This is a genomic window from Streptomyces sp. NPDC016309, assembly GCF_043077235.1.
In the GTDB taxonomy this organism is placed as follows: Bacteria; Actinomycetota; Actinomycetes; order Streptomycetales; family Streptomycetaceae; genus Streptomyces.
On the sequence record NZ_JBIBSG010000021.1, the window covers coordinates 22,853 to 35,103 of the forward strand.

Below are 12,251 nucleotides of genomic sequence, written 5' to 3' on the forward strand. Positions count from 1 at the left end.
AAGACATGGAGACGAGTGTGGAACTCGCCGGCCTGGCGTCGGTGGCCGCAGCGCGTCTGATCGATCTGCTGGCGACGGACGGCTGGGCCGCGGTCAAGTCCTCGGTCCTGTCGCTGTGGCGGTCCGCGCACCCGGAGCGGGTCGAAGAGGAACTCACCGACACGCGAGGCGAGTTGCTCCAGGCGCGGCAGGCGGGCGACGGACAGGCGCTCCAAGGGCTGCTGGTCGCCGAGTGGCAGGCCCGCATCCTCCGGCTCATGGCCACGCGGCCGGACGCCGTCGAGGAACTGCGCGCGCTGCTCGGCGGGGAACCGCGCTCCGCCGGAGCCCCGGAACAGCTGATCACGGGCTCGATGACGATGGAGGCACATGTCTCCGGCGGCGACGCCTACCTGGCGGGCCGGGACATGACCGTCACCAGAGGCGGACAGGCGTGACGGAACGCGGCACCGGCGCCCCGTCCCCCGACGGGCCGCCCCTCTGGCAGCCGAAACGGCAGGAGGCGAGCGCGACCGGCGGCGGCAGCGTCTTCCAGGCCGGCCGAGACCTCCACGTCCGCTACGGCGCCGAGGGGCGAAGAACCGTGCCCGGCCCCGGAGCCGACCGAGTGCTGTGCCCGTACCCGGGCTTGGCCCCGTTCGGCGCGCAGCACAAGCAGTGGTTCCACGGCCGTGAGCGCATGGTTCACCTCGTGTGCGAGCGGATGGACGCCCGGATGCGTGAGGGTGGCCCGCTGGTGCTGATCGGCCCCTCGGGGGCCGGGAAGTCGTCCCTGCTCGCGGCCGGGGTACTGCCGGCCCTGGACGACGGCCGGCTTCCGGTGGCGGGTTCGAGCACGTGGCCGCGGCTGCTGCTGACCCCGACGGCGTCCCCGGCCCTGGCGCTGGCCACCTCCGCCGGGCTCGAAGCCGGGACCGCCCGGAGCACGGCAGCGGCGTGGCGGGCCGATCCCGCACGGTGCGTTGCCGAACTGCACGAGATCACCGGAGCCGGCGATCCGGCGCCCACCCGGGACTCCCCGCCCGCGGGACTGGTCGTCGTCGTAGACCAGTTCGAGGAGATCTTCACGGCCTGCGGCGACGAGACCGACCGGCAGTGGCTCATCGACGTGCTCGACCGCCTGGCCCGGCCCACGGGAGGTGCGGTCGTGGTGCTGGGGGTACGCGCGGACTTCTACGCCGCGTGCACGGCCCATCCGCAACTCCGGGCGGCACTGCGGGCCGGACCGGTCCTGCTGGAACCGATGACGGAGGACGAACTCAAGGACGCGATCCGCCGCCCGGCCGGCAGCGTGGGCCTCGACGTCGAGGACGGCCTGGTCGAGGTGCTGCTGGCGGACCTGGGCGCGGTCGGCGGACCGGTCGGTACCAGCACCACGGGCCGGCTGCCGCTGCTCGCGCACGCCCTGCGGGCCACCTGGCAGCAGCGGCACGGGCACACGCTCACCGTGGACGGCTACCGCGTCACCGGCGGCATCCAGGGCGCCATCGCCACCACGGCGAACAGGCTCTACGACATCCTGCCGCCGCCCTGCCAGGAGGCCGCGCGGTGGGTGTTCCTGCGGCTCGTCATCGTGGGGCGCGACGCCGACGACAGCCGCCGGCGCGTCCGGTACGACGAGCTGCTGCGTCACGCGCCGGACCGGGAAGCGGCCGTCAGGGTCCTGGACGACTTCACCCGCGGCCGGCTGCTCACCCGGGACCGGGACACGGTCGTGATGACACATGAGGTGCTCATCCGCGCCTGGCCCCGGCTGCGGGGCTGGATCGAGCACGACCGCAGCGGGAACCTCGTACGGCAGGATCTTGAAGAGGCGGCCACGCATTGGGAACGGGCCGGCCGGGAGGCGGCCGCGCTGTACCGCGGCAACCGCCTGGAGGCCGCACTCGCCTGGGCCGGGACGCACGGGCCGGAACTCAGCGCCGCCGCCCGGGCGTTCCTGGCAGCCGCCCGCCACCACCAGCGGCGCGGGCAATGGCTCCGGCGCGCCGCGGTCGCCACCATCACCGCCCTGGCCGTGATCGCCTCGCTGACCGCGGTGTTCGCCTTCCGGCAGGAGTCCCGGGCCCTGCGCGCCCGCGACCGGGCCATCAACGCCGCCGTCACCTCCGCGTCCGTGCAACTGGCGCCGACCGATCCCTCGCTGTCCGCCCAACTCGCGTTGACCGCCTATCGCATGGACCCGACCGAGGAGGCGGCGTCCCGGCTCATCAGCACCGAGAACACACCGCTGGCCACCCGGCTGCCCGGCCCGCACGGCGCGGTGAACACCGTGGCCTACAGCCCGGACGGGCACATGCTGGCGGCCGGGTACCACCGCCAGAACGTCGTCCGGCTGTGGGACGTCTCCGATCCCGGCCGTCCGGTGGCGCTGGGCCGGCCCGTATCCGTGAGCCCTTCCGTGGCGTCGATCCGGTCGCTCGCCTTCAGCCCGGACGGGCGGGTGCTGGCCGTAGGGGGCCACATCAGTAACAAGGGCGACGGCGGTTCCGGCGGATTCGTCGACCTGTGGAGCCTGACCAGCCCCAGTCACCCCCTCCTGCTCGGCCGGCCGACGGCTCCCGCCGTTCAGGGCTTCGACGCCGCGACCGCCGTCGACTCGCTGGCGTTCAGTCCCGACGGCCGTACGCTGGCCGCCGAATGGCACGCCGGACTCGTCAGCCTGTGGAACGTCTCCCGCCCCGAGGACGTCGACCCCGCGGGAGCGCCCCTGAACCTCGGCTGCCCCGGAGTCTTCTCCCGTCGCATCGCGTTCAGCCCCACCGGGCGTACCCTGGCCGCCGCGTGCGACGACGAGGCCGGCACCATCAGCTTGTGGAACACCACCGACCCGGCCCACCCGGGCCGCGGCCGTTCCGTCAAGGCCGGGCACCGCGTCAACTCCGTGGCGTTCAGCCCCGACGGCGGCACCCTGGCCGCCGGGTCCAACCCCGGCAGGGTCCACCTGTGGAAGGTCGCCGATCCCGGCCGCCCCGCCCCCCTGGGCAAGCCGCTGACGGGCCCCACCCAGTCCGTCATGTCGGTGGTGTTCAGCCCCGACGGTCACACGCTGGCGGCCGGCAGCGCCGACCACACCATCCACCTGTACAACGTCACCCATCCCAAGGCCATCGCCCCTCTGGGCCGGCCACTGGCCGGTCCCGGCAGCGCGGTGACCGACGTGGCGTTCAGCCCGGACAGCGGCACCCTGGCCGCCGGGAACACCGACGGCCACGTCGATCTGTGGAATCTGCCGCCGACCCGGATCACCGGCGCCGGCGGGAACGTGGCATCCGTGGCGTTCAGCCCCGACGGGCGGACCCTGGCCGCCGGAAACCAGAACAACACCGTCTCGCTGTGGAACACCACCGACCCCAACCACCCCGTCACCCGGGGTGATCCGCTCACCGGCCCCGACGAACCGGTCGACGCCGTGGCGTTCAGCCCGGACGGCCGCACCCTGGCCGCTGGTGACAGTGGCGGCACGGTCACGTTGTGGGACACCACCGATATCGGCAATCCCGTTCGCCTCCGTGAGACCCTCACCGGGGCCGGCGGGCTCATCTTCTCGCTGGCGTTCAGCCCCGACGGCGACACCCTGGCCGCGGCCGGCGACCACAGCTCCGGCAGTATCGCCCTCTGGGACGTCAGCGACCCCGCACACCCCGTCTCCCGGGGCGGCATCTCCAATTCCCGTACGTCGTCCGTCATGTCCCTGGCGTTCAGCCGCGACGGCACGATGCTGGCGGCCGGCGGCGACGGCAGCAACGGCACCGTCGGGCTGTGGAGTACGACGGACCCTGAGGTCCGCATCGGGCAGCCGATCGACCAGCCGACCGCCACCAGCACCTGGGTGGCGTTCAGTCCGGACGGCCGCACCCTCGCCACCGGGAACAGCCGCGGCACCGTCACCCTGTGGGATGCCACCGACCCCCACCGCCTCACGCGCAGGGGCAGCCCCCTGACCGTACCCGGCGGCAGCCTGTGGTCGGTGGCCTTCAGCCCGGACGGGCACACCCTCGCGGCGGCCGGCCACACCGACAACGGCACCATCCACCTGTGGGACGTCTCCGATCCCGACAACCCCACCGCCATCGGCGGGCCGCTGACCGTGGAGACCGGATTCGTCGCCGTCCTGGCTTTCAGCCCGGACAGTCGTACCCTGGCCGCCACCACCGACGACGGCGTGGCCACGCTCTGGGACCTGAACGTCGAGTCCGCCATCAGCCGTATCTGTGCCGGGAGCTCCGGCGCCCTGAGTCGGCAGCAATGGAGCCGATACGTTGACCAACTGCCGTACGAGCCACCCTGTGCGACCACCTAGGGAACTTGCGGCCAGCCTCGGCGGCACGGTGACGCTTCCCGCCCGCCGACCGCCCCGCCGCAGTGGCACGAGGACGAGGGTGGTGTGGACGACCCCTCGTGGTTCGGCCACATGGTGGGGACCCGCTGAGTCACCCCGCATGGACGTGAGTGGGCCGGGTGCCGGGCGGCCGGTTTGGCGGGGCCGGCTCACTGCTGCGGCGGGAACCAGACTCGGAGGGTTTCCGGGTCGATGGGCATCGAGATGTGCTCGTGAGTGATCAGCCAGCGGTCGCCGGAGCGGCGGAGGCAGACGCTCGAACGGACCCACAGCCCGATGTTCATGCCGTTCGTGCGGGTGCCGGAGTCCAGGTGGAGCATGTGGGCGAAGGCGAGGTCGGCGTCGCCGGCGGTGACGGTGAGGGCGTGCGTCTCCAGGGTGATCGGGCCGTCGTACGCGTCGAACCAGCGGAGGAAGTTGCGGCGGACCTCCTCGTGCCCGGTGAATCGGAGCGGGGGGACGGCGTCGTAGTAGACGATGTCGTCGGAGTACAGGGTCATGAGCCGGTCGATGTCCTTGGCCTGGCTCGCGTCGACGCGGTGTTCCAGCAGGGTCCTGATGGCGGACTCGTGCGAGGTCATCGCATCCTCCTCTTTCGCGGTACGGGACCGCGGCCGGCTGTCCGGCCGCCTCATCCGTTCGACGGTGCGGGGCCCTGAGGTGTGAGGTGCCGGGGCGTTCGGTGCGTACCGCCGGGGAGGTGGGGTAGACGGGAGGAGGTGTGCCTGCGGGGGTGGGTGAGTGGGGTGGCGGGGGCCGCAAAGCGAAGGTAAAGATCTGGCGTGGACTGGACGTCGGCGTGGGGGTGGTTTTCGGCCAGGGGGTCCTCGGTGAGGGGTGGGGGACTCCGCCGGGGTGGGTTCGTCGTGGCGGTTCTCGCCCGGGTCGGTCAGCGCTTTGGACTGATTGGTTCCAGCCAAAGTAGGGGTGTGAAGTAGGGGTACTCCCGGCTTTGGGCGCTCTGCTAGAACTGGCTACACCGAAACGCGTGTACGGAACTGGCGGAAGCGTTCGAACCGCCGGCCGCGCGCGACGCATCTGGGACTTGAACAGGGAGTTTCAGTCCATTGATTGAAAAGCAAAACACCGGCCTCTGGGTTCGCCGCTACCACGCTTCGGACGAAAGTCCGGTCCAACTGGTCTGCCTGCCGCACGCCGGTGGCTCGGCCTCCTTCTACTTCCCCATGTCCCAGTCGCTGGCCCCGGGGGTGGACGTCCTCTCCATCCAGTACCCCGGTCGGCAGGACCGCAGGGACGAGCCCGGGATCACCGACATCGGTGCCTACGCGGACGCGCTGACCGCACAACTCGAGCCGTGGCTCGATCGGCCCCTTGCATTCTTCGGCCACAGCATGGGCGCCGTCCTCGCCTTCGAGGTGACCCGCAGGCTGGAGCGCGACCACGGCACCAGCCCCTTGCGGATCTTCGCCTCCGGCCGCCGCTCGCCCTCCAGCTACCGTCACGAGACCGTGCACCTGCGGGACGATGACGGAATCGTGAAGGAAATGCGGGAACTCAGTGGGACCGATGCGAAGATTCTCGGGAACGAGGAAATCCTCCGCATGGTCCTCCCCGCCATCCGCAGCGACTACACCGCCATCGAGAACTACCGGGCCGCCCGCGAAGACGCCGTGCGCGCCCCCATCACCGTCCTCACCGGTGACGCGGACCCGAAGACCAGCAGCGAAGAGGCCGACGCCTGGGAAGCCCACACCACCGGCGGATTCGACATTCACCGTTTCCCCGGCGGCCATTTCTTCTTGGCGAACCATCAGGAACACATCATGAAGATCGTGATGGAGGAACTCACCACCGCGGCTCGGAGCCACTGAGCGGAACGCGGCGGGAACCACCACGCCGGGCAGGGGCCCGGCGGAACCCCGTGCATCCGGACGGCCGCATGACCAACGGCCGACCGGAGGCGAACCGGCGGGGGCAGGCCGCGGTGGCGGCCCGGCAGGGCGCATCGCGCCCGTCACACCACACGGAGCCGCGTCGGCGTCGCCAGCCGGGCACGCCACGGGCCGGTGTGGATCGTGAGCAAGTCATGCAGTTCGGGGGAAGGAAAATCTGTGGCGGCCAGGCTCGTCGAGCGCGAAAAGCAACTGGAGACACTCAAGGAACTGCTCGGCAGTGCGACGCGCGGCAGAGGACGCGTCGCCGTCATCAGCGGGGCGGTCGCGGGAGGTAAGACCAGCCTGCTGGAGAGCTTCACCGAAGAGGCCCTCGCGCAGGGCGCGCTGGTACTGGAGGCGGCCGGCTCCCGCGCGGAGCGCTACCTGCCCTTCGGCATCCTGCGCAGGATCCTCGACAGCGCGGCCCCCGTGGCCCCCGACGTACACGCCTACGCCACCGAACTGCTCGACCGCGTCACCGACGGGACCACCGACGCCGAAGCCGCCGCCGAAGCCGGCATGCGCGTCCTGCCGCACGTCTCCACCGCACTGCTGCGCCTCGCCCGCAACCGGACCGTCGTCATGGCCGTCGACGACGTCCACCACGGCGACGAACTCTCCCTCGCCTTCCTGCTGTGCCTCGCCCGGCGCGTACGGCAGGCCGGGGTCCTCATCGTGCTCACCGAAGCCGTACGCCTCCGGCCCGCACAACTCGCCTTCCACGCCGAACTCCAGCGCCAGCCCAACTGCACCACCCTCCGGCTCCCGCTGCTCAGCACGCGCGGCATCGCCCGCGTCCTCGCCGACCACTTCTCCCCCTCGGCCGCACAGCGACTGTCCGCCGAGTGCCAGGAGACCACCGGCGGCAACCCGCTGCTGGTCAGAGCCCTCGTCGGCGACGGCCTCACGGCGCTCGGCGACAGCGAGCCCTTCCAGCGGCTCGCCCCCGCCGAAACCTTCGAACGCGCCGTCCTCGACTGCCTCCACCGCGGCGACCCCGAACTGCTCACCGTCGCCCGCGGCGTCGCCGTCCTCGGCGACGCCGGCTCCCCGGTCCTCCTCAGCCGGATCGTCGACCTCCACGTCAAGGCCACCGAACAGGCCCTCCAGGACCTCGCCCGCTGCGCCGTCCTGCACGACGGCTCCTTCCGCGACCCCGCGGCCCGCACCGCCGTCCTCGAAGCCGCGCCGGCCGGCGTCCTGTCCGCACTGCACTCCCGCGCCGCGAAGCTCCTCCACCAGGAGGGCGCGGCGGCCCTCGACGTCGCCCGCCACCTCCTCGCCGCTCGCAAGAACGTCGAGGACTGGGCCATCCCCGTCCTCCAGGAGGCCGCCGAGTACGCCCTCGTCGACGACGAGCACGACCTCGCCCTGCGCTGCGGCGAACTGGCCGTCGCCTCCTGCGCCGAAGGCCCCCGGCACGCCTCGCTCAAGTCCCGCCTCGTCAGCATCGTCTGGCGCAGCAGCCCCGCCGCGGCCGAGGGACACCTCCGCCAGCTCTCCCGCGAGCTCACCGCCGGCCGGCTCGCCGACCGCGACCTCGTACACGTCGTGTCCTGCCTCCTGTGGATGGGCGAGTCCCGCGCCGCGGGCGAGGCCGTACTGCGCCTCCAGGAAGCCGACGGCAAGGCCCGCGCCGAAGGCCGCGCCCCCGCGTACGACCCGAACACCCTCGCCGCCGCCCAGAGCTGGCTCACCATGGTCAGCCCTCCGGTACGGGACGTCCTCGGCGCCGCGCACCCGTCGCGGACAACGCTGTCAGGCGCCCCTGGAGCTCTGCCCCTCGCGGGACTCGAGACCGTCCCGTACGACATCCCCGACAACGCCCACGTGCAGGCCGCCGAGGCCGTCCGCACCGCCCTGGGCGGCCGGAACCAGGCCGACGCCGCCGTCGGCGAGGCGATCCGGGTCCTCCAGCGCTACCACCTGAGCGACCGCACCCTCCAGCCCCTCGTCTTCGCGCTCCTCGCCGTCGTCTACGCCGGACGCCTCGACCTCGCACTCGCCTGGTGCGAACGCCTCCTCGCCGAATGCTCCGGCCGCAACACCCCCACCTGGCAGGCCGCCCTCGGGGTGGTCCGCGCCGAGATCTCCCTGCGCAGGGGCGACCTGCCCGGCGCCGCCGCCCAGGCCCGTCACGCCATGTCCCGCATCTCGGTGCAGAGCTGGGGCGTCGGCATCGCGCTGCCGCTGGCCATCCTCGTCGAGTCCGAACTCGGCATGGGCAACCACGACGAGGCGATGAGCCTGCTCGAACAGCCCGTACCGGAAGCCATGTTCAGCACCCTCCCCGGCCTGCACTACCTCCGGGCCCGGGGCCGCTGCCACCTGGCCACCGGCCGCTACCACGCCGCCCTGCGCGACTTCCTCAACTGCGGCGAGCTGATGCAGTCCTGGGGCATGGACGCGGCCGAGCTGGTCCCCTGGCGACTGGACGCCGCCGAGGCGTGGCTCGCCCTCGGCAACACGGCCCGCGCCAAGGAGTACACCGAGCAGCAGAAGGCGCGCGAGACGGGCCCCGCGGGCAGCCGGACCCGCGGCTTCCTGCTGCTCGCGCTCGCCCGCACCGGCACCGACCTCACCGTCCGGCTCAAGCGCCTCACCGAAGCCGTCGAGACCCTGGAGGAGGGCGGCGACCGGCTTCAACTGGCCACGGCCCTCGGCGAACTGGGCCGGGGCTACCGCGCGCTGGGCGACTTCAACCGCGCCCGCATGCTGGTCCGCAAGGCCTGGCACGTCGCCAAGTCCTGCGGTGCCGAACCCCTGTGCCAGCAGTTCATGCCGGGCCAGGGCGACGGCGACACCGGAGCCGCCCAGAGCGGCCGGGAGACGGAGGCCCCCAGCGAGGTCGAGGTCCTGTCGGAGGCCGAGGCGCGGGTCGCCCTGCTCGCGGCGCGCGGCCACACCAACCGGGAGATAGCGACCAAGCTGTACGTCACCGTGTCGACCGTCGAGCAGCACCTGACGCGCATCTACCGCAAGCTGAAGGTCAAGCGCCGCCGCGACCTGCCCGCCCGCCTCTCCGACATGAGCCTCCCGGGCATCGCCTGACCCCTCGGGAGGCGGGCGTGACAAGGGGAGGGGGAGGGGAGGTGCGTGCGGGGGAGTGGAGGGGGTGGCGCCGGTACCGCTTCCGGTACCGGCGCAGGAACCTTCAGGACAGCAGGCCGCGTTCCAGCGCCGTGATGACCGCGGCCGTACGGTCCGAGACCGACAGCTTCTTGAACGTCCGCAGCAGATGCGTCTTCACCGTCGCCTCGCTGATGAACAGCCGCCGCCCGATGTCCGCGTTCGTCAGCCCCAGGCTGACGAGCTGGAGCACCTCCCGCTCCCGGTCCGACAGCGCCGGCGGTTCCACCACCCTCGCCCGGAACAGCTTCGGCGCCAGCGAGGGCGTCAGGACCGTCTCGCCCCGGGCCGCCGCCTTCACCGCCTGCACCAGGTCGTCGCGCGAGCTGCCCTTCAGCAGATAGCCGGCCGCGCCCGCCTCCACGGCCCGCAGGATGTCGGTGTCCGTCTCGTACGTCGTCACGATCACCACCTTGGTGGCCGGAGCGACGCGCAGCAGATGACCGGTGGTCTCCACCCCGTCCATCCCGCCCATCCGCAGGTCGAGCAGGACGATGTCGGGAGCGAGCCCGGCGACCATCGCGATCGCCTCCTCGCCCGAACCGGCCTGCCCGACGACGCTCACCCCGTCGGCGGACCGCAGCATCGAGCTGAGGCCCTCCCGTACGACCGGGTGGTCGTCGACCAGCATCACGCTGATCGTCCCGTCAGCTCCCACCGTCCGCCCCTCCACTCGCGGGCACGGGCACCGTCACCTCGACGGTGGTGCCCCGCCCCGGGGCGCTGACCACGGTCACCGCCCCGTTGATCTCCTGCGCCCGGGTCCGCATGCCGCGCAGCCCGAACCCCTGCTGGTCGTCGTCGCCCACGGCGAACCCCGGCCCGTCGTCCCGTACGAGCAGCCGCGCCGTCTCCCGCCCGTACACCAGCCGGACCTCGGCCGAGCGTGCCTCGCTCGCGTGCTTGCGGATGTTGGAGATGGCCTCCTGGAGGGAACGCAGCAGCACCACGCTGACGGCCATCGGCAGTTCCCGCTCATCACCCTCGACCGAGACGTCCGCCCGTATCCCGGTCTGCGCCGTCAGCCCCTCCGCCTGCCGCCGGGCGGCCTGCACCAGTGACGACTCACGCAGCGCGGGCGGCGTCAGCTCCGTGACGAACTCCCGCGCCTCGGACAGGCTTTCGCGCGCCACCTGCCCGGCGAGCCCCAGATGCTCCCTGGCCAGTTCGGGATCGGCCGTCAGCTCCGTCTCGGCGGCCTCCACGAGGCCGATGATGCTGGTGAGGCCCTGGGCGAGGGTGTCGTGGATCTCCCGGGCGAGCCGCTCCCGCTCGGCCGAGACCCCCGCCGCCCGCGACAGCGCGGCCACCCGCTCACGGTTGCGGTGCAACTCCTCGATCAGTTCCGCCCGTTCCCGGCTCTGCCGGGTCACCCGCGTGATCCACAGCCCGAGCATGACCGACAGCGCGATCCCGAGCAGCGACGTCGGCAGCACGGCCATGATGTCGCGGCTCAGGGTGCCGCCACGCAGCCACACCACCGTCATCGGCATCAGGTTCGCCAGGACCACCACGGCGATCGCCGGCGAGGTCGCCAAACTCATCATCAGCATCGGCACCACGGCGAACAGCGCGAACGACGCCGCCAGGTCGAAGAGCACCGCCACCGCGAACAGCAGGAACAGACCCACCGAGAAGACGATGCTCCGCCGCCCGTGCCCCTGGCCCGGCTGGATCATCGCGCTGCGCCCCAGGGCCGCGTACCAGGGGACGGCCAGCGTCAGCGCGGCCATCGCCACGGCACGGTGGACCTGCTCGCCCGCCGAGGTGAACAGCAGCATGGTGGTGACGACGTACGAGACGGCGAAGAACGCGTCCCAGAGGCCGAACCAACGGGTCCCCGCCTCGGGCGGATGATCCGGGCCGCCGGCCGCCTCCACCACCCGCGTTTCAGTGCTCACGTCACCAGTCCTATCACCTCGGCCGGGCCCGGCACGACGCCGGGCAGGGGGCCGGGGCGGGGTGGCAGGGGCGCCGGGTGCGGGTGGCGACGGGGTCGGGCGGGGGGCGGCAGGGACGCCGGGCACGCGGCCGGCTGCGGGGGTGGCGACGGGCCGCGTGCGGGGGTGGCAGCGGTGCTCCCCGGGATGGGGCGGTGTCCACCGTGTCCACCGATCGGTTGACGACCGAACCCACTGGACGGTTGTCCACACGGGCCCCGTCCCGCCCCTAGCGTTGCAGGTGAGAGGCAGGGAGCACCGCACTGCCGCACGAAAACGGCGGTGCACGACACCGGCACCGCCGAGACCGAGGAAGAGGCCCGCCGCATGAGCCCGTTCTTGACCGCACTGATCGCCAGCGGGACGATCCTGATCATCATCCTGTCGACCGACCTCGGCACCCGCAAGGTCACCAACATGCGGATGCTGCGCTCGATCCTCGCGGTCGTCATCGTCCTCGCGCTGTTCGTGCACACCCTGCCGCTCGACGGCAACGACCCCTCCCTCCAGCTCGCCGGCATCGGCGCCGGCGTCATCTGCGGACTGGTCGCCGCCGCCCTGCTCCCCGCCCACCGGGACGCCTCCGGCGAGATCTACACCAAGGGCGGTGTCGGGTACGCCCTGGTGTGGACCGCGCTGTCCGCCTCGCGCGTGCTCTTCGCCTACGGTTCGGAGCACTGGTTCAGCGAGGGCATCATCCGTTTCAGCATCGAGTACAAGCTCAGCGGGCAGGACGTCTACTCCAACGCCTTCGTCTTCATGGCCCTCGCCATGGTGCTGACGCGGACCGCCGTCCTGCTGAACAAGCGCCGCCGGCTGCGCGGCGGCCAGCTCCCCGTGACCGGCAACACCGGTGCCCGACAGGGCAGTTCCGCGGGCACGCACTGAGATGACGGATGTCGGATCAGGTTCGGTACAAGATCGTCTCAGAGCTAGGGTGAAGCA

Annotated in this window: 8 protein-coding genes; 5 read left to right on the forward strand and 3 right to left on the reverse strand. The window is 72.2% G+C overall.

The genetic code is table 11. From position 1 onward, the window contains the following. Window positions 1-5 precede the first annotated feature (5 nt). The gene (locus tag ACF068_RS31630) at window positions 6-437 is read left to right on the forward strand and encodes a hypothetical protein (protein WP_392277755.1); all 432 of its coding nucleotides are present in this window, start codon (window positions 6-8) and stop codon (window positions 435-437) included. Beyond that, on the forward strand, window positions 434-4,303 hold the full coding sequence (locus ACF068_RS31635) for an NACHT and WD repeat domain-containing protein (RefSeq protein ID WP_392277756.1): 3,870 nt from the start codon (window positions 434-436) through the stop codon (window positions 4,301-4,303). The genes ACF068_RS31630 and ACF068_RS31635 overlap by 4 nt, the downstream gene beginning before the upstream one ends. 188 nt (window positions 4,304-4,491) lie before the next feature. Here the strand turns inward: ACF068_RS31635 and ACF068_RS31640 are convergent, their stop codons facing one another. Next, entirely contained in the window at window positions 4,492-4,923 is a 432-nt protein-coding gene (locus tag ACF068_RS31640; protein WP_392277757.1) for a YybH family protein, read from the reverse strand. Between the two features lie 486 nt (window positions 4,924-5,409). Here ACF068_RS31640 and ACF068_RS31645 point away from each other — a divergent pair, with 486 nt between their 5' ends. Both ACF068_RS31645 and ACF068_RS31650 read left to right on the forward strand, forming a co-directional pair. Then, entirely contained in the window at window positions 5,410-6,174 is a 765-nt protein-coding gene (locus ACF068_RS31645; protein WP_392277758.1) for a thioesterase II family protein, read from the forward strand. 240 nt (window positions 6,175-6,414) lie between these two features. Then, window positions 6,415-9,288 carry an AAA family ATPase gene (locus ACF068_RS31650; RefSeq protein WP_392277759.1) on the forward strand — a complete coding sequence of 958 codons (2,874 nt, stop codon included), beginning with the start codon at window positions 6,415-6,417 and terminating at the stop codon, window positions 9,286-9,288. A gap of 103 nt (window positions 9,289-9,391) precedes the next feature. Here ACF068_RS31650 and ACF068_RS31655 read toward each other — a convergent pair whose 3' ends face one another. Next, window positions 9,392-9,997: a response regulator gene (locus tag ACF068_RS31655; RefSeq protein WP_392277768.1), complete on the reverse strand. Its 606-nt coding sequence runs from the start codon at window positions 9,995-9,997 to the stop codon at window positions 9,392-9,394. Between the two features lie 16 nt (window positions 9,998-10,013). Beyond that, window positions 10,014-11,267, reverse strand: a complete 1,254-nt coding sequence (locus ACF068_RS31660; RefSeq protein ID WP_392277760.1) for a sensor histidine kinase — start codon at window positions 11,265-11,267, stop codon at window positions 10,014-10,016. 366 nt (window positions 11,268-11,633) lie between these two features. On the opposite strand from ACF068_RS31660, the gene ACF068_RS31665 reads away from it, so the two are divergent. Then, window positions 11,634-12,194 carry a hypothetical protein gene (locus ACF068_RS31665; protein WP_392277761.1) on the forward strand — a complete coding sequence of 187 codons (561 nt, stop codon included), beginning with the start codon at window positions 11,634-11,636 and terminating at the stop codon, window positions 12,192-12,194. Window positions 12,195-12,251: the final 57 nt, after the last annotated feature.